Raw genomic sequence first — 22,419 nt, 5'->3', positions numbered from 1 at the left:
CGGCATTCTTCGAGAAGCACCTCAACGACAACCCGAGGGGCGAGCACCTGCTCACGGGCAGGCGGCCTCTCCCCGGCGTGAAGTCGACGACTCGCTTGGTCGAACCGGTCACTCACTGACCCATGGGGGGAAGGTCACTGAGGGGAGGCGAGTGGTGCAGGGACGGCTGTGTCGTTCGTGAACGCGTCCAGGATGCGTTCCGCCGCCAGGGTCGCGGTCAATCCGCCCTCCCTCACCTGCTGTTCGAGCCGCGGAGCCAGAGACCGGACGGCCGGGTCGGCGTGCAGGCGGCCCAGCAGTTCGTCGCGGACCATGCTCCAGACCCAGTCGACCTGCTGGGTGCGGCGCTTGGCGGCGAGGCGGCCGGTGGAGTCCAGCAGGGTGCGGTGCTGCTCCAGGCGCTCCCAGACGGTGTCGAGTGCCGTCGACTCGCGTGCGCTGCAACTGAGCACCGGCGGCGTCCAGAAGGCGTCCTTGCCGTGCATGAGCCGCAGGGCGCCCGCCAGTTCACGTGCCGCCGTGCGGGCGTCGCGCTCGTGTGGCCCGTCCGCCTTGTTGACGGCGATCACGTCCGCGAGTTCCAGCACGCCCTTCTTGATGCCCTGCAACTGGTCGCCGGTGCGGGCCAGGGTGAGCAGCAGGAAGGAGTCGACCATGTCGGCGACGGCCGTCTCGGACTGGCCCACGCCGACGGTCTCCACCAGCACCACGTCGTAGCCGGCGGCCTCCATCACCACGATCGACTCGCGGGTCGCCTTCGCGACCCCGCCGAGCGTCCCCGCGGTGGGGGAGGGGCGGACGAACGCCGCCGGGTCGACGGCCAGGCGTTCCATCCGGGTCTTGTCGCCGAGGATCGATCCGCCGGTCCGGCTCGAGGACGGGTCGACGGCGAGGACGGCGACCCGGTGGCCGAGCCCGGTCAGCATCGTGCCGAAGGCGTCGATGAACGTCGACTTGCCGACACCCGGCACGCCGCTGATCCCGATCCGCCGGGCCGTGCCGCTGTGCGGCAGCAGTTCCGTCAGCAACCGCTGCGCGAGCGTACGGTGTTGGGGACGGGTGGACTCGACGAGGGTGATCGCACGGGCGACGACCGCGCGCTTGCCGTCCAGGACGCCCTTGACGTAGGCGTCGAGTTCGAGGGCCATCACGTCACCGGCTCACAGCTCGCCGTGTCCGAGACCGGCCGCCAGCCGTCCCACCAGGTCACGGGCCGCGTCCGGGATCACCGTGCCGGGCGGGAACACGGCCGCCGCGCCCATCTCCAGCAGGGTCGGCACGTCCTGCGGCGGGATCACCCCGCCGACGACGACCATGATGTCCTCCCGCCCCTCCTCGGCGAGCGCCTCGCGCAACGCCGGGACGAGGGTGAGGTGCCCGGCGGCCAGGGACGACACCCCGACGATGTGCACGTCCGCCTCGACCGCCTGGCGGGCCACCTCGGCCGGGGTCTGGAACAGCGGGCCGACGTCCACGTCGAAGCCGAGGTCGGCGAAGGCGGTGGCGATGACCTTCTGGCCGCGGTCGTGGCCGTCCTGGCCCATCTTGGCGACCAGGATGCGCGGCCGACGGCCCTCGGCCTCGGCGAAGGCGTCCACCACCGCCCGGGTGCGTTCCACGGCCGGCGACTCGCCCGTCTCGTTGCGGTACACACCGGAGATCGTACGGATCTGACCCGCGTGCCGCCCGTACACCTTCTCCAGGGCGTCGCTGATCTCCCCCACGGTCGCCTTCGCACGAGCCGCGCGCACCGCCAGCTCCAGCAGGTTGCCCTCGGCGCCGGCGGCCCGCGTGAGCGCGTCCAGCGCGTCCCGGCACGCGGTCTCGTCCCGCTCCTCGCGCAGCCGCCGCAGCTTGGCGATCTGCCGGTCGCGCACCGAGGAGTTGTCGACCTTGAGCACCTCGATCTGCTCGTCCGAGTCCACCCGGTACTTGTTCACGCCGATCACCGGCTGCCGCCCGGAGTCGATCCGCGCCTGGGTGCGGGCGGCGGCCTCCTCGACCCGCAGCTTGGGGATGCCCGCGTCGATGGCCTGCGCCATGCCGCCCGCCCGCTCGACCTCCTGGATGTGCTGCCAGGCGCGGCGCGCGAGGTCGTACGTCAGCTTCTCCACGTAGGCGCTGCCGCCCCACGGGTCGATCACGCGGGTCGTGCCGGACTCCTGCTGGAGCAGCAGCTGGGTGTTGCGGGCGATGCGCGCGGAGAAGTCGGTGGGCAGCGCGAGCGCCTCGTCGAGGGCGTTGGTGTGCAGGGACTGGGTGTGGCCCTGGGTGGCGGCCATCGCCTCCACGCAGGTGCGGGTGACGTTGTTGAACACGTCCTGGGCGGTCAGCGACCAGCCGGAGGTCTGCGAATGCGTACGCAGAGACAGCGACTTGGCGTTCTGCGGGTCGAACTGCTTCACCAGCTTGGCCCACAGCAGCCGGGCCGCCCGCAACTTGGCGATCTCCATGAAGAAGTTCATGCCGATCGCCCAGAAGAACGACAGCCGGGGCGCGAAGGCGTCGACGTCCAGGCCCGCTTCACGCCCGGCCCGGATGTACTCCACCCCGTCCGCGAGGGTGTACGCCAGCTCCAGGTCGGCCGTCGCGCCCGCCTCCTGGATGTGGTAGCCCGAGATGGAGATGGAGTTGTAGCGGGGCATCCGCTGGGACGTGTACGCGAAGATGTCGGAGATGATCCGCATCGACGGCTTCGGCGGGTAGATGTAGGTGTTGCGGACCATGAACTCCTTGAGGATGTCGTTCTGGATGGTCCCGGCCAACTTCTCGGGCGGCACGCCCTGTTCCTCCGCCGCCACGATGTACAGCGCGAGCACCGGCAGCACGGCGCCGTTCATCGTCATCGACACGGTCATGCGGTCCAGCGGGATGCCGTCGAACAGCTGTCGCATGTCGTAGATCGAGTCGATCGCCACGCCCGCCATGCCGACGTCGCCGGTCACCCGCGGGTGGTCACTGTCGTAGCCGCGGTGGGTGGGCAGGTCGAAGGCGACCGACAGGCCCTTCTGCCCTGCCGCCAGGTTGCGGCGGTAGAACGCGTTGGACTCCTCGGCCGTGGAGAACCCCGCGTACTGACGGATCGTCCACGGCTGGTTGACGTACATCGTCGGATACGGGCCGCGCAGGTACGGGGCGACGCCCGGGAAGGTGTCCAGGAAGTCCAGACCCTCCAGGTCCTGCCCGGTGTACAGCGGCTTGACCGTGATCTGCTCCGGCGTCTCCCAGAGCAGGTCGTCGCCGTCGGCGGCCTTCTTCACGGCCGCACGCCACTCGTCGAGGGCGTCGGCGTCGGAGGTCGGAGCCCCCAGCTCGATCGCGGAGAAGTCGGGGATGGACATCAGGACACTCCCATGCGGTCGAGGGTGGCGGACAGCACGGCGACGGCGTCGCAGCCCGCGAAGACGTAGGTGTCCACGCCCGTGTACGGCCCCGGTCGGCCCGCGAGGAACACGTGCTCGGCGCCCGCCTTGCGCAACGCGGCGGCGGTGGACTCGGCCTGCTCCCCGTACAGCGCGTCGCTGGAGCACAGGCACACCTCCCGCGCCCCGCTCTCACCGAAGTCCCCTTCGGTGACGGTTTCGATGCCGCCGGCCTGGAAGAGGTTGGCGGCGAAGGTGAGCCGGCCGGTGTGGGCGGCGGCCGGGCCGAGCGCGGTCAGGTGGACACGGGGCCGGGCGCCGGTCGCGGCCAGGTGGGCGTCCGAACGGGCGCGCAGCGCCTCGAACGCCTCGTCCCGCCGCACCCGGGGCAGGCCCCCCGACGGAGGTTCGGGCGCGGGCTCGCGCACGACGGGTTTCTCGGCCAGGTGCGGGAACTCGCTGACCCCGGTGACCGGCTCCCGTCGCTTCGCCAGCTTCGCGCTGCGTACGGCCCAGGTCTCCGCCAGCCGTTCGCCGACCGTGCCGGAGCGCAGGGCGGCCGCCTGCCCGCCCGCCCGCTCGATGTCCTGGAAGAACGCCCAGGCGGCGTGGGCCAGTTCGTCGGTCAGCCGTTCCACGTACCAGGAACCGCCCGCCGGGTCGATCACCCGGGTCAGGTGCGACTCCTCGATCAGGATGGTGGAGGTGTTGCGGGCGATACGGCGCGCGAACGCGTCCGGCAGACCGAGCGCGTGGTCGAAGGGCAGCACGGTCACGGCGTCGGCGCCGCCCGTCCCGGCGGCCAGGGCGGCGACCGTGGTGCGCAGCATGTTCACCCACGGGTCGCGGCGCGTCATCATCACCGTCGAGGTCACCGCGTGCTGCACCTGCGCGCCCTCGCGCGGCGCGCCGCAGACCTCCGCCACGCGCGCCCACAGCCGGCGTGCGGCACGCAGCTTGGCGATGGTCAGGAACTGGTCGGCGGTCGCGGCGTACCGGAACTCCAGTTGGGTCAGGGCCTGCGCCGTGTCCAGTCCGGCCGCTGTCAGGTCGCGCAGATAGGCCAGGCCCGTCGCCAGGGAGCAGCCCAGCTCCTGCGCGGCCGAACCACCGGCCTCGTGGTAGGGCAGCGCGTCCACGGTCAGCGCCCGCATTCCGGGGTGGCGCTCGGCGCACAGCCGGGCCAGCTCGGCCACGGGCGCGGTCTCGTACGACCTGCCGGTACGGGCCTCGTGGCCCAGCGGATCGCCGCCGAGGTTGCCCCGCACGGTGTCCGCCGGGACGCCCCTCTCCTCGTGCAGGCGCAGCAGGGCACGCGCGGCCGGCTCGAAGGCGTCGCCCGCCTCCAGGACGACGGGAGCCAGGTCGAGGTGGACGCCGTCGAGGGCGCGGTCGAGCGCGGTGACCGGGATGCCGGCGGACGCGCCGACGACCAGCCACAGGGAGGTGACACCGTTCTCGAGGTCGGTCATGACCGACGCTCCCTCGGCCACGGTGTGCCGCTGGCGCACGTCCCAGCCGCCGATGCGGGCGGCCTGGGCGCGGCCGCCGCGCACGAAGGGCGCGAGGCCCGGCAGACCGGGGTCGGGGGCGGCGTCGCGCGCGGTGTACAGGGGCCGTACCCGCAGGCCGTCCTCGAGCGCGGTGGACAGGGCGTCCTCCGCCTCGTCGTCCGGCACCTCCCTGCCCGACTTGCGCAGCACGCCCGCCACCAGGTGCTGCCACTGCTCGTGTGTCGCGTGAGGGAACTCGGCTGCGAGGTCGAGTCCGTCGTCAGGCAGGAGCGTCATGCTCGGATGTTAGGTCAGGCGGGCAGACGAGCAGCAGAGGGAGCGGTTGTGACCTTGTTCTCTCCGCGTGTGTGACATGAGCCGCTCACGCACCCACTGGCCCGCCCACCCTCACCGGGACACGGCGGGGAGGTCGGTGAGGGCCGGATGACGCGGTGAGAGGAGGGCGACGGCGTGGGTGACGGTCGTCTTCCCTCCGGCGGGGATGGTTGCCCAGAGCGATGTGCCGCGTCAATGGGGCCGCGCCGCCCTCGGAATCGGTGCCTCTTGCGCCGCCGCTGACTGTCAACCGACGGCCCTCCGATTCCCGTTCCTCGCCATCTCCGCCGGGAACGTGCGTGCCCCGGCGTGTTCGACGGCACCGCCTACCGTCCGAGCCGGAACTGTGGCTTCCACCACAGCCAATGTGATCTTGCCCTGATGAGATGGCCGGATGCTCGGTTTCCTCCTCCGGCTCCTGCCCTTCTGGGTCCGTGAGCCGCTGTTCATCGTGGTCGGGGCCGTTTTCGGCGTACGCCTCGTGCATCTCGCCCTCCGCGACGACGAATGGGTGTTGGCCGGGATCGGCGCGGTGTTCCTCGTGTTCACCGCGGTGCGCGTCCACACGGTGGTCCGTGCCCTGCGCGCCCGCCGGAACCCGGGCCCGGCGGTCTCGGCAGACGGGACGGCGACCGCCGCCCCTGTCCAGACGCAGGCGCAGGCGCAGACTCACGCTCCAGCAGTGCAGCGCCCCACCCCGTCCGCGCGGGAGAAGGAACCCAACGCGTGGGCGCAGGCCTTCGCGGCCGTGGCCGTGTTCGCGGCGCTCGGGGCCGCGGTGTGGCTGGGCCCGCGTCTGCAGCCCTCCGAGAACGACAGCACGCCGCAGGCCGCCTCGTGTTCGAGCGGGGAGGGCGAGAAACTGCCGAGCGCCTACGCGAAGCACCCCGAGGCGGTGACCGGCGACGAACTGTGCAAGGCGCTCAACGTCTCCGACCTGGCCCAGCTCCTGGGAACGCCCGCCGAGACCGCCACCGTGGCGTCCGGCACGAGCAACACCGCGCCCCTGACCGACGGGAAGGTCGCCCAGCCGGAGGCCGAGGTCCAGTTCGACACCTACACCGTGAACGTCTCGGCCACGTACAACAAGCTGTCGATCGCCCAGTACGTGAACCTGATGAAGTACGGCGAGGAGACGGACGTGAAGACGCTCGTGGTCCTCGGCCGGCCCGCGGTCCTCGCCTCGGATCACACCATGAAGATCGAGATCAATCTCGGGAGCGGCGGATCCGGCGGACCGGTCGAGCAGGGCCCGCTGGCCAGAACGCTGTCCGTGGCCTTCGACGCGAAGGACCGGGGCGGCTACTTCGACATCACCGTGTGGAGCACGACCGGAGCCCTCCCGGACGACAGCGCCCTCCTCGGTATTGCCAAGAGGATCCTCCCGACGATCCCCGAACGGAGCGTGTGACGGGCGGTCGGGGAGCGCAGCGGTGTGCATCGGTCTCGTCCGCGTCCCGGGCCCCGGAGACCTTGCAGTACGGCGTCCATCGCACGGGCGAAGGGGCCGGGTCGACGCACCGTGGACGATGACGGCCGACCCGGAAGGCAACGAGTTCCGCGGCCTCGGCCGAGGCTGACAGGCACTCCGCCGGCTCGCCACGGTGATGCGGCAGCGCGCGGCGCCCGGGCGCCGCGCGACAGCGACACCGCGGTTCAGGCCGCGAAGTGACCGCCTGGTGGGGAGCCGGCCGGCCTTGACTTGTCTCGTTGCCGGTGGGCGAGCATGGTTCGGCCGGGTCGCGCTGCGCGGCTTCGGCTTCGACGACGGTGTCGCAAACGTCAGTTACTGGGTGCTTCCGGACGCCCGCGGTCGCGGTGTCGCGACCTCGGCGGTGGCAGCAGTTTCAGCCTGGGCGTTGGTCGTGGTCGGTTTCCACCGCCTGTACCTGGAGCATGCGACGCGCAATCACGCCTCCTGCGCGGTCGCCACCAAGTCCGGCTACCCACTCGAAGGAACCCAGCGCCGTGCCGCCGTGCACGACGACGGCCGGCACGACATGCATCTGCACGCCCGAATCCAAGGTGTGAGAACTACCTGGCAGTGTCAAGTAAATCTCGCACTGCCAAAGCCCCTTGCTGCCTGGCTACCTTCAGGGCCACACCCCCGCCACCCGCGCGGGCCCAGGGTTCGCGCCGTCAGAATGCAAGGAGAAAGTGCGTGTTTGAACGCATAGCCGAATTGGCGATCCGCCGGTCCCGGCTGGTACTCGTCATCACCGCCGCGGCCGTGGTGCTCATGGGAGTTCTGGGCGCCGGCGCGTTCGGCAAGCTCCTGCCCGGTGGCTTCGACGACCCGTCCTCCCAGTCCAGCAAGGCCAAGGCGGTCATCAGCGACGAGTTCGGCGGGGAGTCCAACCTGGTCCTGCTGGTCCGGGCCCCCGAGGGCGGCGTCGACGCCGAGGCCGTCAAGCGGCAGGGCGCGAAACTGGCTGCCGACCTGAAGAAGGAGGACACGGTCGCGAACGCCGTCTCGTACTGGGACACGGGCAACCCGGACCTCCGTTCCAAGGACGGCAGCCAGGCCATGGTGCTCGCCCATGTGAAGGGCGGTGACACCGAGGAGCGGGAGAACGCCAAGGAGATCATCGACGAGTACACCGGTGCGAAGGGCGCCGGGCTCACCGTCGAGGCCGGCGGCACCGCTGCCGTGGGCGACGACATGGGGACCTACTCCTCCGAGGACCTCGTCCTCGCCGAGGCGATCGCGCTGCCCCTGACCCTCCTGCTGCTCCTCCTCGTCTTCGGCAGTGTGGTCTCGGCCCTGCTGCCGCTGGTCATCGGGCTCATCGCGATCGTGGGTACGTTCGCGGAACTCTTCCTCCTCGGCAGCGCCACCAGCATCTCCATCACCGCCACCAACCTGACCACCGCCCTGGGGCTCGGCCTCGGCATCGACTACGCGCTGCTGATGGTCAGCCGGTTCCGCGAGCAGCTCGCCAAGGGTGCGAGCGTGGACGACGCCGTCCGGCACACCGTGCACACCGCGGGCCGCACGGTCGCCTTCTCCGCCGCCACGGTAGCGGTCGCGCTCGCCGCGCTGCTGGTGTTCCCGCAGTACTTCCTGCGCTCGTTCGGGTACGCCGGGGTCGGTGTCGTCGCCATCGCCGCCATCAGCACCCTGTTCGTGATGCCGGCCCTGCTCAAGGTCCTGGGGCACCGGGTCAACAAGGGTCAGCTGCCCTGGGCGAAGAACGCGAGGCGGCAGGAGTCCCGGGTCCCCTTCTGGGGTCGGCTGGCCCGTACGGCCATGCGGCGTCCCGCCCTCACCGCGCTGCCGGTGCTCGCGGTGCTGCTGCTGGCGGCGAGCCCGCTGCTGGGCATCACCATCGGCATCGCCGACGAGCGCTCCCTGCCCGAGGACGCCAAGAGCCGCCAGGTCTCGGCCGCACTGGAGAAGAACTTCAACGGCAGCGACGCGGCGGCCATCCACGTGGTCATGGACAAGGCGGTCGACAGGGCACCGCTGGACGCGTACGCGGGCAAGCTCTCGGAGCTCGACGGCGTGGTCCGCGTCGAGGCGTCCACCGGGACCTACACCGGCGGTCGGGCCACGGCGCCCGGTCCGCGCAACACCGCGCTCGGCCGCCCCGAGGCGCAGCGGATCAACGTGGTGAGCGACCTGACACCGATGTCGGACGCCGCCCAGGACCTGGTCAAGGACGTGCGCGCGGTCGATGCGCCCGAGGGGACGGGCGCCTTGGCGGGCGGCAGAGACGCCGCACTGGTCGACTCCAAGGACTCCATCACCAGCCTGATTCCGCTGGCCGGCGGCCTGATCGCCCTCACCACCTTCATCCTGCTGTTCCTGTTCACCGGCAGCGTGGTGCAGCCGCTGCGGGCGCTGGTGCTCAACATCGTCAGCCTGGGAGCGGCCCTCGGCGTCATGACGTGGATGTTCCAGGACGGCCACCTCTCCGACCTGTTCGGCTTCACGCCGCAGCCGATGGAGGTGTCGATGACGCTGCTGATGTTCTGCATCGCCTTCGGCCTCTCGATGGACTACGAGGTGTTCGTCACCAGCCGGATCAAGGAGCTGCACGACGAGGGCGCGGACAACGAGACCGCGGTGGTCAACGGGCTCGGGCACACGGGACGCATCGTCAGCGCGGCGGCCTGTCTGCTGGCGGTGAGCTTCTTCGCCTTCGGGACGGCCGGCATCAGCTACATGCAGATGTTCGGGCTGGGCAGCGGACTGGCCATCCTCATCGACGCCGTCGCCGTCCGCGGCGTGCTCGTGCCCGCCGCGATGCGCGTGCTCGGCCGCTCGGCCTGGTACGCGCCACCGTTCCTGCGCAAGGCGCACGACCGCTTCGGCCTCAGCGAGGGCGGCCACGAGCCGGCGAACCTGGCACGGCGGACGTACGAGAAGGACCCCACGGGAGTCTGATCCCGGCGCCGGTGATCACCCCGGCGGTGCCCGGTCCCGGCAGTGACAGTCGTGTCACTGCCGGGACCTTCGTCCTCCGCGTCCGCGGGGCGTGTGCGGGCAGCGGATGCGTACCCCGGGTGTCTGCAGGAACCTGGAACCATGACAGAACCGCTCGTACCCCCTCAGGAGACCCCTCCCGTCGAAGGCTCCACGGCGGAGGCACACGAGGAGCGCCCAGACGGCGGTATCTGGGAGCACCCCCGGATCTGGACGTGGATCATCCTCATCGGTGCGGCGATCTTCGCCGGCTACTTCGTCGCCCGCGCCGTGTCACTGATGTGACCGGCTCCGTCCGTCAGCCGAAGTCGTCGGGGACGATGCGGAGCTTCTGTGCGATGCGCGCGAGGGCCTTCTGGTCGGTGGTGTTGAGCGAGTCGAGGACGACGCGGCGTACGGAGCGCAGGTGGGTGGGGGCTGCCTGGTCCACGGTGTCGAAGCCGGTGTCGGTGAGTTCGGCGAGCGTGTAGCGGCCGTCCGCCGGGTCCGGGGCCCGTACGATCCAGCCCCGCTGTTCACAGCGTTTGACGACGTTGGACAGGCGGGAGAGGGACCCGCTGGCGAGGAAGGCGAGTTCTCCCATGCGCAGCTTGCGCTGCGGAGCCTCGGAGAGGTGGCTGAGTACGAGGTACTCGAACAGGGTGAGGCCGTGCTCCTGCCGCAGCGGCGACTCCAGCTTGCCGGGCAGCAGCAGGACGAGGGAGATCAGCCCCGTCCACGCCGCCTTCTCCTGTTCGTCGAGCCATCGCAGCTCCTGATCGTCCTCGTGTTCTCCGGTGCCGCCCACGGGCCCTCCCGTCATCACTTTGCGCTTGAAGTCATCGCTTGCTAGTCTCACTTTACGCGTGAAGTCATGCGGTAGGAAACGCGGCCCTGCGGGCAGGAAGAAGGACCACCATGAGCACCGTCACTTTCGGCATCACTCCGGGCTTCGGTGAGAAGCTCCACGAGGCCCTCGGCTACAGCGGAGCCGTCCGCGTCGGCGACCGGGTGGAGATCTCCGGTCAGGCCGGGGTGGACGACGATCTGGTCATCCCCGACTCGCTGGAGGACGAGATCGTCCAGGCCTTCGACAACGTGGAGCGCACGCTCGCCACGGTGGGCGCGACGTGGAAGGACGTCATCCACGTCAACTCGTACCACAAGGTCGCACCGGGCGACGACGTCATCGGCGACGACCACAACAGGGTGATGGCCGAGCAGTTCCGCCGTCGCCTCGGCGGCCGCGCGCCGATCTGGACCGAGACCGGCGTCACCGTCCTCGGCCTCGCCGCCATGCGCGTGGAGATCCGCGTCACCGCCATCGTCGGATCCGGGGACTGAACGGTGAGGCACCGCGCTAAGCATGCTGCTCCGTGTAGTGCCTCCGGAGCAGGTCCGTTCCCCAGTCGTGGCGGACGTGGCGCCAGACCGAGTGGGCGTGGTTGCCGTCGTCCTGGGTGTTGTCGTACTCGATGAGGAAATCCGGGGCGCGGACGCAGTAGTAGTGCCGGTCGCCGGGGACGAGGCCGCCGGCCCAGGCGAAGGAGACCGAACCCAGTCCGCGGGTCACTGCGTCCGACCAGCACTCCTGCGCGTAGGCCGCGGGCGCGCGGTCGAGATAGCGGCGCACCAGCGACTCCAGGAGGCGCTGCTGACCGGGCCTCATGCGGTCGTGGGTCAGGCCGTCCGGCAGGACGGCCGGATCGGCGAAGGGATCGTCCCGGGTCAGGATGTCGTCCGGCGGCGTGGCGGCGAAGACCGCCTCGGCCCGCGCACCGCCGTCCAGGCCCGTGATCAGCTCCCTGGCCAGGTCTTCCTCCGGGCCCAGGAGCCGGCGGCCGGCTTGGGGGCCGCTGCCGACGCGGGCCGGTTCCGAGCCGACGAAGTGCGGCGTCACCCGGATCCCGACCGCCGTGACCAGGACGTGCACCGCGAGGTGGTGGCCGTTCATCCGCCAGCCCCACGGTTCGTCGCCGTCCGGGTCGCCGAGCAGTCGCACCCAGTAGCGGTCCGCGCCGACGGACCCCTGCTGGGCGCGGCGATGCCGTTCCACCTCGATCGCCCCGCGCGCCAGCTCCGCTCCCGGCACGCTGTGCGCCGTGGCCAGGAGCGCGTCGACCGCCTCGCGCTGCCCGGCGTCGAGCCCTTCGGTGGAGAGCCCGGGGCGCGGGCCCGGCAGGTAGGTCCACTCGCGCAGCTCCGGCGCGTCCAACCGGTCGGGCCCTGAGCGCAGTTCACGCACCTGCTCCGGCTCCAGGGCGGCCAGCAGCACATGCGCCGCCTCCCGCATCCCGGAGGCGATGTGCTTCGACGGCATCTCGCCCACGCTTCTCCTCCCGCTGACGGCCACACGGCCGACGACGGGCTTCATTCTGCGCGCAGAATCCCGCACCCGCATGCCTCCGCGGTCAGGAAGCGTTCACCCCGCACGCGCCCGCCGTCGCCCTCGGACGTACCGGACGTGTCACTGGTACCGGCCGGCGCCGCACCCGACAGCCGGCCCGCACACCCGGCCGGCGGCCAGGATGTGGTCGTAGCGGCCCGGGAGATCCGCGCACTGGCCTCGTACGACGGCCCGGGCCGACGCAGGGTGCCGGGCACCCGCCCGGCTCTCTGCCGGAGTGGGTGCACGCTGAGCCGGGCCGGGTGTCAGTGCTCCCCGCCATACTCGTGCCGCGGCGCCACCCGGGCACCGTGACACGAGGGGAGCAACATGGCTGAGGTTCTGGTCTTCCACCACGGACACGGACTGACCGCCGGCGTCCGCGAGTTCGCCGAGCGGTTGCGGCGGGCCGGACACACCGTCCAGGCCCCGGACCTGTACGAGGGGCAGGTGTTCGACACCCTTGAGGAGGGCATCGCCTACGCCCGGAACACCGGCTTCGACACGATCGCCGCGCGCGGAATCGCCGCGGCGGAGCAGCTGCCGCCGGAGCTTGTCCATGTCGGTTTCTCACTCGGCGTCCTGCCGGCGCAGAAGCTGGCGCAGACCCGCCCCGGCGCGAAGGGCGCGCTGCTGCTCGAGTCGTGCGTCCCGGTCGCCGAGTTCGGCGGCGCCTGGCCCCGGGACGTCCCGGTCCAGGTCCACGGCATGGACGCGGATCCCTACTTCGCCGGGGAGGGCGACGTGGACGCCGCCCGCGCGCTCGTGGAGACGGCGACGGACGGCGAGCTGTTCCTCTATCCGGGCGACAGGCACCTGTTCACCGACAGCAGCCTGCCGTCCTATGACGAACGAGCCGCGGAGCAGGTCGCCCGTCGAGTGCTCGGCTTCCTCGACCGCGTCAAGTAGAAGGCACCTCGCGGACCGCCGGTGAGGCGGCGAACAGCGCGTGCACGGCCGCCCGGACCTGAATGGCGACCACCTCGGGGGTGGAGGCGTCGAGCTTGCCGTCGAGATGCAGGAACGCGAGGCCGTGGGAATGGTCGACGTCCCCCGCCGGGGCGCGCGTTCGGCGGCCGAATCGAGGAAGGCCCGCATGTCGGCCAGGTGGAGCGAGGTGTGGAACATCGCCGCGCCGTGGGCGACGAACCGGGACAGCGCGGCGAGCGTGGTCTGCACGGCGACGACGGCGGTGGCGGCGACGGGCAGGGCGACCCGGCCGCCGGCCGCCAGCCAGGCGAGGGTGGCCCAGGGCCCAGCAGGAAGACACCGCCCAGCGCGCTGGTGGAGAGCACGATGCGCAGCGAGCGCGGGGCCGCGGTCAGGGTGCGCCGGTCGATGCGGTCGGACAGCGCGCGGTACCAGTACAGGAGGTAGCCGGTCATGCCGTTGGCGCGGACCTCGTCGCCGTGCCGCGAGTAGGTCGCCCACCAGCGCATCATGGTCCGGACGTTGCGGTCGCCGACGTTGAGGTAGTGGGTCTCGTACGTGACGCGTGCGGACAGCACGGCCCCGGCGCCGGCCGGCAGGAGCAGGGGCAGCATCAGCGGGTGCAGCGCGGTGACGACTCCGCTCGCGGCGGCCATCCGGATCAGGGCGGACATGAACCGCTGGGCGTCCTGGACCGTCAACCGGGTGCGGGTCACGCCGACTTGGCAGCCTCCTGCCGGTCGGCGAACCCGTCCTCGCCGTACGCCGAGGACTCCACCCGCGCCAGTGGGTTCTTGCCGTGCATCCCGCCGAAGGCGATAGCGGCCGGCGGCGGAGGGGGCGGCGTTCCCTCGTTCGCGGTCGAGGCGTGAGTCGCAGTCACCTGCGTCCCTCCTGAAGGTCGGTACCGCGCCCGGACGGCTCGGTGGTGCCCGGCACGACGACGCGGACCCGGAATCGAACGCGCTCGATTCCGGACGCGCTGGACCCCTTGCCGCACAAGGGAGCGAACGGGGCGGCTCATTGCTGGCGCCGGTTCCGCCCGCGCGGACGTGGCCGAATCGCCGATGGTGGCCGGAGCGTCCGTCAGGGGAGGCGGCCGACCGATGAGTTCCGGGCCCTGTCGGGGTCTTGGTTCGCAGGACCGCTGACAGACTGACGCTGTCGCACTCGAAGGAGAGGCATGGCAAAGCTCATCTACTCGATGGTCACCTCGCTCGACGGCTACGCCGAGGCGGCCGACGGCGACCTCGGCACCGGGGCCGAGGACCCGGAGGTGCACAGCTTCATCAACGACCTCTTCCGCCCCGTCGGCACCTACCTCTACGGCCGGCGGATGTACGAGACGATGGTCTATTGGGAGACCGCGCACACCGAGCCCGACCAGCCGCCGCACATCCTGCAGTACGCCCGTGACTGGCAGGCCGCCGAGAAGGTCGTGTACTCCACGACGCTCGAGTCGGTGTCCAGCGCGAAGACCCGGATCGAGCGGACCTTCGACCCGGAGGCGGTGCGCCGGCTCAAGGCCGAGGCCGAGGCCGACCTCACCGTCGACGGCCCCAACCTCGCGGCCCAGGCGATCGCGGCCGGTCTGGTGGACGAGTACCACCTGTTCATCACCACCAGCGTGGTCGGCGGCGGCAAGCGGTTCTTCCCCGACGGCGTACGCCTCGATCTGGAAATGGTCGAGGAGCGTGCCTTCGACAGCGGACTGGTCTACGCGCGCTACCGGACCCGCTGAACCGCACCGGCCGGTCTCACCGGTCGCGGACGCCCGGGCGAAGGTGGCCCGCCTCGCTCCTCTGCGAAGACGCGTCAGCGAGGCGACGCGTGAGCGGGTGCGGGAGGCCGCCCGGCAACTCGGCTACGTGCCGCACGCCGTGGCGCGGGCCCTGCGGGCCGGACGCAGCGGGATCGTGCTGCCGACCGCGCCGGCGGTCGCGGTGGGGCCCCTCTTCGCGCACGTTCGCCGAGTTGCAGCAGGAGCTGTCCGCACTGGGCCACACGGCCGTGCTCTACGGCCCCACCGGCGCCCGGCGCCCGGGGCGCGGCCGCCGGCCGCCGCTGGGCCGAACTGCGGCCCGACCCGTCCCGTCGCTGGACGGGCCCCTGCCGAGAGTTCGGCAGGGGCTCTGAACGGGGACCCTACTTCAGGTGTCGTGTGAAGAACTGGGCCGCGGAGTCACCCGCGAACCGCGGGACGCCGGTGTGCCCGCCCATGTTGGCGTGCAGGGACTTCTCCTTGGAACCGAAGGCGTCGAACAGGTCCAGGGACGCCTGACGGTCGTTGCCCTCGTCGTCCCACTGCAGCAGGACGTGCAGCGGAATAGAGACCTGCCGGGCCTCTTCGAACATGACGCGAGGCACAAGACTCCCTGCGAACAGGCCGGCGGCCCTGATGCGCGGCTCGACCACCGCCAGCCGGACGCCGATGGAGATCACTCCTCCCGAGTACCCGACCGGACCGCCGACCTCGGGGAGCGACAGGAAGGCGTCCAGCGCGGCCTGCCATTCCGGGACCGCCTTGTCGACCAACGGGAGGACGAGGGCGTCGACAGTCTCGTCGGGGACCGGCCGCCCGGCCTGCATGGCCCGGCGCAGGTCGGTGCGGGCCTGGTCGAGGGCGGGCCAACCGGGCCGGTCGCCGCTTCCGGGGAGCTCGATGGTGGCCGTGGCGAAGCCTTCCGCCGCGGAGTGCCGGGCCCGAGCCGCCAGCCGGGGGTACATCCTGCGCAGCCCGAGCGGGGGGTGGCCGAGCAGGATCAGCGGCACCGGTGCGGAAGCGGACGCGGTTTCGGGCGTCCACAGGAAGCCGGGGATCTCACCGAGGGTGAATGCGCGTTCGAGGACGCCGTCGTCGAGGCGTTGCTCGGAAGTGACATGCATGGTCGTGCCTTTCGGGAGTGCACTGGAACGGCGCTCCCGGACGACCTGCCTATCGCCCGGCCGTGACCCCCGAGGGGAGCACCCATGTCGATACAGTGTTCACGGGTACCACCTCCTCGCTCTCTCGCACGGCCTCCGGGAATGTAGCAGTGGCCGACACCCGTCTGCCAACGCTTACTTCGGAGCCTCCCCGAGCGGCGCCACGAGGACTCGGCCACGCCACCCCGGACATGCCTCAGCGCCCCGGTCGTGGCCCCGCTGGATGCTCACCGCGGGCTGGTCCGCCGTCCAGACCGCCGACCTCGACGTTCTGCGCTGCTACGTTCGCTTTTCCGTGCATACGCGCCGGCAGGTGAACCCCTCCTACCGCCAGGCGTGGGCGCCCACGAGTTCCTCGGAGATCTGCCAGACGCGCCGCGCGTCCTCCGTACCGCGCAGGCGGCCGTACAGCTTCTGCTCCGCCGGCGGGCCGCCCAGGTGTCCGGGCCCGCTCGGTCCGTAGAAGCCGCCGCCCGTGGCCCCGGGTTCGGGGGCCGTGGCGGCGTGCAGGGCGGGCAACTGTGCCGTGTGCACCGTTCCGACGACGACGCCGCGCGTGGACAGGGCCCGGATCAGGCGTACGCCCAGCGTGTCCTGGGCGCGGCCGACCTCGGGACGGGCGGCGAGCAGGCTCGTCGGTGCGACTCCCGGGTGGGAGAGGTTGCTGGTGATGCCCCAGCCCGCCGCTTCGCTGCGCCGGTGGAGTTCGAGGCCGAAGAGACCGAAGGCGATCTTCGACTGGCTGTAGGCGCCCATGCCGTCGTAGGAACGCTCCCAGTTCAGGTCGTCCCAGTTGATGGCGTTGCGGTTCGCCGCGACGCTGATCTGGGACGTCACGCGGGCCCGCCCGGCCCGTAGCAGGGGGAGGAGATGGTTGACCAGGGCGAAGTGCCCCAGGTGGTTGGTGCCGAACTGCAGCTCGAAGCCGTCGGCCGTCGTCCGCCGGTCGGGCGGGGTCATGACGCCGGCGTTGTTGACGAGGAGGTGGATGGGGCGGTCCTCGTCCAGCAGCGTCCTGCCCAGCTCCGCGACGGAGGCGAGCGAGGAGAGGTCGAGGGCGCGCAGGGACACGTCCGCGCCGGGGACCCGCTCCCGGATTCCGGCGGCCGCCCGTTCGCCCTTGCGTGGATTGCGGACCGGCATGACGACCTGCGCGCCGGCGGCGGCCAGACGCGTCGCGATGCCGAGTCCGATCCCGTCGCTCGCTCCGGTCACGACGGCGCGCCTCCCGGTCAGGTCGGGAACGGTGATGTCCATGTCCTTGCGTGGCATGTCTGCTCCCCACGATGTCGTTGCCTCCACCGTCACCCAGGCGACCGGACCCATCCAGGGACTCCCGATCCACCGATGCGCGCGGTCGCGCGGCGTCGCCGGAGAGGGGGATCGGCGGACCGTGGATAAGCGCGGACGCGCACGCTAGAAAGGGACCGGTACGAGAGGGAGACAGCGTATGGAGATCGACCGGGCCGGGCTCGCGGCGTTCCTGCGGCGCCGCCGGGAGCTGCTGCAACCCGAGGACGTCGGCCTCCCGCGCGGACCGCGGCGCAGGACCAGCGGGTTGCGCCGCGAGGAGGTCGCCGAGCTGTGTCACATGTCGACCGACTACTACGCCCGGCTTGAGCGCGAGCGCGGCCCGCAGCCGTCCGAGTCGATGATCGCCTCGATCGCGCAGGGGCTGCACCTCTCCCTCGACGAGCGGGACCACCTGTTCCGCCTCGGTGGCCACGCTCCGCCCGCCCGGGGCACGGGCGCCGTCGACGAGCACATCGGCCCCGGCCTGCTGCGCATCCTCGACCGGCTGGACGACACGCCGGCGGAGGTCGTCACCGAGCTGGGGGAGACGCTGCGCCAGACCCCGCTCGGCATCGCCCTCACCGGCGACACGACCCGCTACACCGGCCCCGCGCGCAGCATCGGCTACCGCTGGTTCACCGACCCGGTCACCCGCCGGCTCTACGCGCCGGAGGATCACGCGTTCCTCTCCCGGATGTTCGCGTCCGGGCTGCGCGAGGTCACCGCCCTGCGGGGCCCCGGCTCCCGGGCCGCCCACTACGCCGAGCTGCTCCTCGCCCGGAGTGACGAGTTCCGCGCTCTGTGGGACAAGCAGGAGGTCGGCGTCCGGCCCCACCACGTCAAGCGCTACAGCCATCCGGAGGTCGGCGCCCTCGAACTGAACTGCCAGACGCTCCTCGACCCGGACCAGTCACACCGACTGCTCGTCTACACGGCGGTCCCGGGCAGCGAGAGCCACGACCGGCTGCGCCTCCTCGCGGTCATCGGGCCGCAGGCGCGCGCACTGCGCTGACCAGGGCCCGGCGCCCGTCGACCGCTGTGCCGACGGTCACCGTCACAGGAACCGGCGGATGGGCTGAACGGCCGCCTCGCGGGCGCGCTGGAGCAACGGACGCCGCTTCCAGGCGCCCTTGCGGATCGGTTCGGCTGCCGCCTTGTCGGCGTCGAAGTGGGCGTCCAGGCCGGCGGTGAACTCCGCGTCCAGGACGGCCAGCATGACTTCCTCGTCGTGGTCGAGGGAGCGCCGGTTGAAGTTGGTCGACCCGACGAGGGCGGCCGTACGGTCCACGGTGATGACCTTGGCGTGCATCATGGTCGGCTGGTACTCGTAGACCTTCACCCCGCAGGCGAGGAGATCGTCGTAGTAGTGCTGTCCGGCCAGCCGGCAGACGCGCTTGTCGGTGTGCGGGCCGGGCAGCAGGATCTCCACCTCCACGCCGCGTCGTGCGGCGGCGCACAGGAGTTCGATGAAGTAGCTGTCCGGCGAGAAGTAGGCGGTGGTCAGCCGGAAACGCTCCTCGGCGGACTCGATCATGACCCGGATCAGGGTCTGCATGTCCTGCCAGCCGAAGCTGGCCGAGCCGCGCACCACCTGCACCACCGCGTCGCCGTGGGGCTGGTGGGGGGTGAAGCGGTCGCGGTCGTCGAAGAGTTCGTCGTGGCACTCGGCCCAGTTCTGCGCGAACGCGGCCGCGATGCCGTCCACGGCCGGTCCCCGCACCTGGACGTGGGTGTCCCGCCACTCGCCGGGGTTGCGGGCGTCGCCGCACCACTCCTCGGCGATGCCCACGCCGCCGGTGAAGGCCACCTGCTCGTCCACGACCAGGACCTTGCGGTGGCAGCGGTGGTTCTGCTTGAGCGGCGACAGGTGCGCGGGCTTGCGGAACCAGGCCACCTGGACGCCGACCCGGTCCATCTCGGCGAGCAGGTCGCTGTCGATGAGCCGGCTGCCGAAGCCGTCGAGGAGCAGCCGCACGCGCACGCCGGCCCGGGCCCGCTCCGCGAGGGCGTGCGCGAATTCGCGCGCGATCTCGCCCTTCCAGTACACGAACGTCATCATGTCCACGGTGTGCTCGGCGGAGCGGATGGCGTCGAGCATGGCCGGGAAGATCTCGTCCCCGTTGCGCAGCGGAAGCAGCGCGTTGCCCTCGGTCGCCGCGATGCCGATCAGACGCTCCAGGCGGCGCCGTATCCGCACGGCTCGTTCCGTCACCGCACCGTCGTCCGCCGCACGGACGGAGGCCGACGGGACCTCCTGGACACTGGTCATCCCTGTTTCCTTTCGAAGCGCGCAAGGGGAAGCGACAGTTCCCGGTGAACCCGCCCCTGAGCCGTCGGCCGATGCCGACGACGCTGCGTCTGCCCTGTCCGCCGCCGTGCATGCGCGTCGTCCCGTGAGGCGTGGGCCGGGCCGCCGGAATAACCGGAGGCGTGGTGGCCGCGGCACGGCTAGCATCCGCTGTCGGACTCCCGCCGCCGACCGATCGAGGAAACCGCCCATGTCGCGCCGCCCGACCGTTTCGATCGAGGAGTTCTCCGTCTCCGACCCCGGGGCAGGCCCCTACGGGATCACCGCCGGACCCGACGGCGCGGTGTGGTTCACCATGGTCCACCACGGGCGGATCGGGCGCGTCGCCCCCGACGGTGCCACCGACTCCCACGCCCTGGAACCGGCCTCCGGCGGACCGTCGACCATCACGGCGGGGCCCGACGGCGCACTGTGGTTCACCGAGTTCCGCGGCCACCGGATCGGCCGGATCACCACGGCCGGGGAGGTCGTCTCGTTCCCGCTGCCCACGCCGGACGCCGGGCCGTTCGGGATCGTGGCGGGCCCGGACGACGCGCTGTGGTTCACGGAGGCGAGCGCCGACCGCATCGGCCGGATCACGACCCACGGTCGGGTCACCGATTTCCCCCTCCCCGTCTCGGGTGCCTTCCCCTCGGGCATCGCCGCCGGCCGGGACGACCGGCTGTGGTTCACGATGAACCAGGCGAACGCGATCGGCGCCATCGCTCTCGACGGCGCCGTCGACGTCCATCCGCTGCCGACACCGGACGCCGCCCCCGTGGGCATCGCGGCCGGGGCCGACGGCGCCATGTGGTTCGTCGAGATCGGCGCCGGGCGGATCGGCCGGATCACCCCGGACGGCACGATCGACGAGTTCGCCCTGCCCGACCTCGGGTCCCGCCCGCACGCCATCGCCGCCGGCACCGACGGCAGCTGCTGGTTCACCGAGTGGGGAGCCAACCGGGTCGGGCGGATCACCCCCGACGGGCAGATCGACGAGTACGACCTCCCCACCCCGGCCTCGGAACCCCACGGCATCGTCCAGGGACCGGACGGTGCGATCTGGACCGCCCTGGAGAACGGGACGATCGCCCGCCTGACGGCACGCTGACCCAGGGGCCGGTTCAGCGCTGGGCCAGCAAGCCGTGGACCAGGGCCCGGAGGCCGTCCAGGTAGGTGCCCCCGGCGGTCAGTGACGCCCAGCGGCCGGCGACCTCGGCCAAGCGGGGCAGTCCGTCCGCGTCGAGGCGACGTCCGAGCCGGTGAGCGGCGGGGCCGGCGCCTGGCAGGTCGCCACGTTCCACGTGGAGAGCGATGCCGACGTCCACGCCGACCACTGGGAGATGCATCCGGAGGCCGACGAGGCGGTGTGATGTCCATCACGCTGCGCGCCGGCACCCGCCTGGAGAAGCGCACCGGCCCCGCCGGGGACCCGCCGGCCCACTGACTCCGTGCCACGCGTCGCTTCGCCCGCGCCGATGACTTTCCGTCCCGCCGCCGGTCAGCACTCCTACGTACACGTGCGGCAAGGAGGAGAGACCGATGTCAAGTCTCATGGTGGACTTCATCATCTCGCTCGACGGCTACGGGGCCGCGGACGGATGGCCGGGCTTCTGGGGCATGGAGGGGCCCGAGTACCTCGCCTGGCTGGAGGAGGATTCGCACAAGGAGTACACGACCCTCATGGGCGCCACGACGTACCGGCTCATGTCGGGGTTCGCCGCCCAGATGCCCGACGACCCGGGGATGGCCCTCCTGGCCGCGACGCCCAAGGTGGTGTTCTCCTCGACCCTGGAGGCGCCGCTGTCGTGGTCCAGTACGGAGCTGAACCGCGAGGAGCCCGTGGCGGCCGTACGGGAGATGAAGCGTGACGGGCGCCCGCTGCGCACCCTCGGCAGCCTCACCCTGTGCCGGTCGCTCATCGCGGCGGGCGTGGTCGACCGCTTCCGCGTGGTCGTCTTCCCGGTCATCACCGGCGCCACCGGGAAGGACCGCATCTTCGACGGCTATCCCGACCTCGCCCTCGACATGGTCGAACACCGCACGTTCGACGGCGGGCTCCAGTTGCTGGAGTACGTCCCCAGGGTCCTGGACGGGCCGCCCGGCGCCGGCGACTAGGGCCGGCCCGTGCCGAGCGCGAGCATCGCCTCGGCGACCTCGTCGGCCGACGCGTCGGGGATCGCGGTCGCCGCGTCCTCCAGCACGAGCAGCCGGGCGCCCGGGATCTCGCGGGCGATCGCCTCGGCGTTGCCGACGGGGAAGAACGGGTCGCGGCGGCCGTGGACGACGAGTGCGGGGATCGCGATCCCGGGCAGCCGCTCCCGCCAGCGGGGCGCGCAGTCGAGCGCGGAGAAGACCATGCCGAGCTGGTTGGCCAGCTGCACGGGGGGTTCGGTTCCGGGCGTGCGGTCCCAGACGCGCGCGGCCGTCGTGCCCGCGGCGTCGGGGTCGTCGCCGAGGATCGCCGCACCGGCGGCGGCGAACTCCGCCACCGCCTCCCGGTCGGTCCAGTCCGGCATGGGATGCGCGAACAGGCGGCCCATCGTCGCGGCGTCGTGGTCGGGGAGGTCGTCGTCGGGCGGGCCGGGAGCGACCGCGCGGGTGCCGGCCAGGGTGAGTGCGGAGAACGCCTCCGGATGGTCGAGGGCGGCCACCTGGGCGACCATCCCGCCGACGCCGATCCCCGCGAGATGCGCGGGCCCGCCGCCCAGGGCCTGCGCGAGCGCCGCCGCGTCGGAGGCGAGGTCCCGCAGGGTGTAGGCGGGCGCCTCCGGATCCGCCGTCGTCGACTCGCCGCTGTCGCGCAGGTCGTAGCGCACCACGCGCCGACCGCCGGCGGCCAGTCGCTCGCAGAGCGCGTCGGGCCAGGACAGCATCGTCGTCCCGCCCGCGAGCAGCACGAGGGGCGCGTCGTCGTCACCGAACGACTCGACGCCCAGGGTCACTCCGTTGGCGTTGACGGTACTCATCGGACCACCGTATCCGGCGTTGAGCGGCCC

Annotated in this window: 18 protein-coding genes and 5 pseudogenes; 11 read left to right on the top strand and 12 right to left on the bottom strand. The window is 71.8% G+C overall.

Translation table 11 applies throughout. The annotated features are described in order from the left end of the window. Positions 1 to 134: 134 nt before the first annotated feature. From meaB to OIE75_RS03865, 3 genes are read right to left on the bottom strand one after another with little or no spacing between them, the layout of a single operon-like run. Positions 135 to 1,148, bottom strand: coding sequence for a methylmalonyl Co-A mutase-associated GTPase MeaB (meaB, locus tag OIE75_RS03875; RefSeq protein WP_307009672.1), 1,014 nt, complete (start codon positions 1,146 to 1,148; stop codon positions 135 to 137). Positions 1,149 to 1,160: 12 nt separating this feature from the next. After that, the gene (gene scpA / locus OIE75_RS03870; protein ID WP_307009670.1) at positions 1,161 to 3,341 is read right to left on the bottom strand and encodes a methylmalonyl-CoA mutase; all 2,181 of its coding nucleotides are present in this window, start codon (positions 3,339 to 3,341) and stop codon (positions 1,161 to 1,163) included. Then, complete coding sequence (locus tag OIE75_RS03865; RefSeq protein WP_329469512.1) at positions 3,341 to 5,152, bottom strand: methylmalonyl-CoA mutase family protein; 1,812 nt, start codon at positions 5,150 to 5,152, stop codon at positions 3,341 to 3,343. Before OIE75_RS03865 ends, scpA begins: the two co-directional genes overlap by 1 nt. Positions 5,153 to 5,585: 433 nt before the next feature. On the opposite strand from OIE75_RS03865, the gene OIE75_RS03860 reads away from it, so the two are divergent. From OIE75_RS03860 to OIE75_RS03845, 4 genes and pseudogenes are all read left to right on the top strand, one after another. Continuing rightward, the gene (locus OIE75_RS03860; RefSeq protein WP_329469511.1) at positions 5,586 to 6,602 is read left to right on the top strand and encodes a DUF6215 domain-containing protein; all 1,017 of its coding nucleotides are present in this window, start codon (positions 5,586 to 5,588) and stop codon (positions 6,600 to 6,602) included. A gap of 322 nt (positions 6,603 to 6,924) precedes the next feature. Beyond that, positions 6,925 to 7,218, top strand: a pseudogene (locus tag OIE75_RS03855) (GNAT family N-acetyltransferase); the annotation flags it as partial. Positions 7,219 to 7,352: 134 nt separating this feature from the next. Then, positions 7,353 to 9,581, top strand: coding sequence for an MMPL family transporter (locus tag OIE75_RS03850; protein WP_329469510.1), 2,229 nt, complete (start codon positions 7,353 to 7,355; stop codon positions 9,579 to 9,581). 141 nt (positions 9,582 to 9,722) lie between these two features. Beyond that, the gene (locus OIE75_RS03845; RefSeq protein ID WP_307009660.1) at positions 9,723 to 9,905 is read left to right on the top strand and encodes a DUF6480 family protein; all 183 of its coding nucleotides are present in this window, start codon (positions 9,723 to 9,725) and stop codon (positions 9,903 to 9,905) included. A gap of 13 nt (positions 9,906 to 9,918) precedes the next feature. Here the strand turns inward: OIE75_RS03845 and OIE75_RS03840 are convergent, their stop codons facing one another. Beyond that, positions 9,919 to 10,422 (bottom strand): MarR family winged helix-turn-helix transcriptional regulator, encoded by a 504-nt coding sequence (locus OIE75_RS03840; RefSeq protein ID WP_329469508.1) that lies wholly within the window; start codon positions 10,420 to 10,422, stop codon positions 9,919 to 9,921. 95 nt (positions 10,423 to 10,517) lie between these two features. Here OIE75_RS03840 and OIE75_RS03835 point away from each other — a divergent pair, with 95 nt between their 5' ends. Continuing rightward, complete coding sequence (locus OIE75_RS03835; RefSeq protein ID WP_307009656.1) at positions 10,518 to 10,943, top strand: Rid family hydrolase; 426 nt, start codon at positions 10,518 to 10,520, stop codon at positions 10,941 to 10,943. 16 nt (positions 10,944 to 10,959) lie between these two features. Here the strand turns inward: OIE75_RS03835 and OIE75_RS03830 are convergent, their stop codons facing one another. Further along, positions 10,960 to 11,919, bottom strand: a complete 960-nt coding sequence (locus OIE75_RS03830; RefSeq protein ID WP_329473926.1) for a DUF3500 domain-containing protein — start codon at positions 11,917 to 11,919, stop codon at positions 10,960 to 10,962. A 396-nt stretch (positions 11,920 to 12,315) separates the two neighbouring features. Here OIE75_RS03830 and OIE75_RS03825 point away from each other — a divergent pair, with 396 nt between their 5' ends. After that, positions 12,316 to 12,894: a dienelactone hydrolase family protein gene (locus tag OIE75_RS03825; RefSeq protein ID WP_329469506.1), complete on the top strand. Its 579-nt coding sequence runs from the start codon at positions 12,316 to 12,318 to the stop codon at positions 12,892 to 12,894. On the opposite strand, the pseudogene OIE75_RS03820 reads toward OIE75_RS03825, so the two are convergent. After that, positions 12,887 to 13,021, bottom strand: a pseudogene (locus OIE75_RS03820) (TetR family transcriptional regulator); the annotation flags it as partial. The gene OIE75_RS03825 and the pseudogene OIE75_RS03820 sit on opposite strands and share 8 nt — an antisense overlap. 14 nt (positions 13,022 to 13,035) lie before the next feature. Then, positions 13,036 to 13,702 (bottom strand): annotated as a pseudogene (locus OIE75_RS03815) (ABC transporter ATP-binding protein); the annotation flags it as partial. 396 nt (positions 13,703 to 14,098) lie between these two features. Between OIE75_RS03815 and OIE75_RS03810 the strand changes: the two are divergent. Beyond that, positions 14,099 to 14,656, top strand: coding sequence for a dihydrofolate reductase family protein (locus OIE75_RS03810; protein WP_329469504.1), 558 nt, complete (start codon positions 14,099 to 14,101; stop codon positions 14,654 to 14,656). A 404-nt stretch (positions 14,657 to 15,060) separates the two neighbouring features. On the opposite strand, the gene OIE75_RS03800 is transcribed toward OIE75_RS03810, so the two are convergent. Then, complete coding sequence (locus OIE75_RS03800) at positions 15,061 to 15,801, bottom strand: dienelactone hydrolase family protein (RefSeq protein WP_329469503.1); 741 nt, start codon at positions 15,799 to 15,801, stop codon at positions 15,061 to 15,063. A 363-nt stretch (positions 15,802 to 16,164) separates the two neighbouring features. Next, a complete protein-coding gene (locus OIE75_RS03795; protein WP_329469502.1) occupies positions 16,165 to 17,112 on the bottom strand; it encodes an SDR family oxidoreductase in 948 nt (315 codons plus the stop codon). A 178-nt stretch (positions 17,113 to 17,290) separates the two neighbouring features. Here OIE75_RS03795 and OIE75_RS03790 point away from each other — a divergent pair, with 178 nt between their 5' ends. Beyond that, positions 17,291 to 18,145, top strand: coding sequence for a helix-turn-helix transcriptional regulator (locus tag OIE75_RS03790; RefSeq protein WP_329469501.1), 855 nt, complete (start codon positions 17,291 to 17,293; stop codon positions 18,143 to 18,145). Between the two features lie 42 nt (positions 18,146 to 18,187). Here OIE75_RS03790 and OIE75_RS03785 read toward each other — a convergent pair whose 3' ends face one another. Next, positions 18,188 to 19,402, bottom strand: coding sequence for a phospholipase D-like domain-containing protein (locus OIE75_RS03785; RefSeq protein ID WP_307009646.1), 1,215 nt, complete (start codon positions 19,400 to 19,402; stop codon positions 18,188 to 18,190). A 229-nt stretch (positions 19,403 to 19,631) separates the two neighbouring features. Here OIE75_RS03785 and OIE75_RS03780 point away from each other — a divergent pair, with 229 nt between their 5' ends. Next, complete coding sequence (locus OIE75_RS03780; RefSeq protein WP_307009644.1) at positions 19,632 to 20,531, top strand: Vgb family protein; 900 nt, start codon at positions 19,632 to 19,634, stop codon at positions 20,529 to 20,531. 13 nt (positions 20,532 to 20,544) lie between these two features. Here OIE75_RS03780 and OIE75_RS03775 read toward each other — a convergent pair. After that, positions 20,545 to 20,667, bottom strand: a pseudogene (locus tag OIE75_RS03775) (TetR/AcrR family transcriptional regulator); the annotation flags it as partial. Between the two features lie 24 nt (positions 20,668 to 20,691). Between OIE75_RS03775 and OIE75_RS03770 the strand changes: the two are divergent. Both OIE75_RS03770 and OIE75_RS03765 read left to right on the top strand, forming a co-directional pair. Next, positions 20,692 to 20,790, top strand: a pseudogene (locus OIE75_RS03770) (cupin); the annotation flags it as partial. Between the two features lie 172 nt (positions 20,791 to 20,962). Beyond that, on the top strand, positions 20,963 to 21,538 hold the full coding sequence (locus OIE75_RS03765; protein ID WP_307009642.1) for a dihydrofolate reductase family protein: 576 nt from the start codon (positions 20,963 to 20,965) through the stop codon (positions 21,536 to 21,538). On the opposite strand, the gene OIE75_RS03760 is transcribed toward OIE75_RS03765, so the two are convergent. Further along, a complete protein-coding gene (locus OIE75_RS03760) occupies positions 21,535 to 22,389 on the bottom strand; it encodes an alpha/beta fold hydrolase (RefSeq protein WP_329469500.1) in 855 nt (284 codons plus the stop codon). The two genes, OIE75_RS03765 and OIE75_RS03760, sit on opposite strands and share 4 nt — an antisense overlap. Between the last annotated feature and the right edge of the window lie 30 nt (positions 22,390 to 22,419).

This window comes from Streptomyces sp. NBC_01723, from assembly GCF_036246005.1.
GTDB lineage: Bacteria > Actinomycetota > Actinomycetes > Streptomycetales > Streptomycetaceae > Streptomyces.
This window is presented reverse-complemented; position numbering and strand designations above follow the sequence as displayed.

Coding starts and splice junctions, on each gene's coding strand:
- meaB (WP_307009672.1), bottom strand. CDS start 1,148: ATGGCCCTCGAACTCGACGCCTACGTCAAGGGCGTCCTGGACGGCAAG.
- scpA (WP_307009670.1), bottom strand. CDS start 3,341: ATGTCCATCCCCGACTTCTCCGCGATCGAGCTGGGGGCTCCGACCTCC.
- OIE75_RS03865 (WP_329469512.1), bottom strand. CDS start 5,152: ATGACGCTCCTGCCTGACGACGGACTCGACCTCGCAGCCGAGTTCCCT.
- OIE75_RS03860 (WP_329469511.1), top strand. CDS start 5,586: ATGCTCGGTTTCCTCCTCCGGCTCCTGCCCTTCTGGGTCCGTGAGCCG.
- OIE75_RS03845 (WP_307009660.1), top strand. CDS start 9,723: ATGACAGAACCGCTCGTACCCCCTCAGGAGACCCCTCCCGTCGAAGGC.
- OIE75_RS03840 (WP_329469508.1), bottom strand. CDS start 10,422: ATGACGGGAGGGCCCGTGGGCGGCACCGGAGAACACGAGGACGATCAG.
- OIE75_RS03835 (WP_307009656.1), top strand. CDS start 10,518: ATGAGCACCGTCACTTTCGGCATCACTCCGGGCTTCGGTGAGAAGCTC.
- OIE75_RS03830 (WP_329473926.1), bottom strand. CDS start 11,919: ATGCCGTCGAAGCACATCGCCTCCGGGATGCGGGAGGCGGCGCATGTG.
- OIE75_RS03825 (WP_329469506.1), top strand. CDS start 12,316: ATGGCTGAGGTTCTGGTCTTCCACCACGGACACGGACTGACCGCCGGC.
- OIE75_RS03810 (WP_329469504.1), top strand. CDS start 14,099: ATGGCAAAGCTCATCTACTCGATGGTCACCTCGCTCGACGGCTACGCC.
- OIE75_RS03800 (WP_329469503.1), bottom strand. CDS start 15,801: ATGCATGTCACTTCCGAGCAACGCCTCGACGACGGCGTCCTCGAACGC.
- OIE75_RS03795 (WP_329469502.1), bottom strand. CDS start 17,112: ATGCCACGCAAGGACATGGACATCACCGTTCCCGACCTGACCGGGAGG.
- OIE75_RS03790 (WP_329469501.1), top strand. CDS start 17,291: ATGGAGATCGACCGGGCCGGGCTCGCGGCGTTCCTGCGGCGCCGCCGG.
- OIE75_RS03785 (WP_307009646.1), bottom strand. CDS start 19,402: ATGACCAGTGTCCAGGAGGTCCCGTCGGCCTCCGTCCGTGCGGCGGAC.
- OIE75_RS03780 (WP_307009644.1), top strand. CDS start 19,632: ATGTCGCGCCGCCCGACCGTTTCGATCGAGGAGTTCTCCGTCTCCGAC.
- OIE75_RS03765 (WP_307009642.1), top strand. CDS start 20,963: ATGTCAAGTCTCATGGTGGACTTCATCATCTCGCTCGACGGCTACGGG.
- OIE75_RS03760 (WP_329469500.1), bottom strand. CDS start 22,389: ATGAGTACCGTCAACGCCAACGGAGTGACCCTGGGCGTCGAGTCGTTC.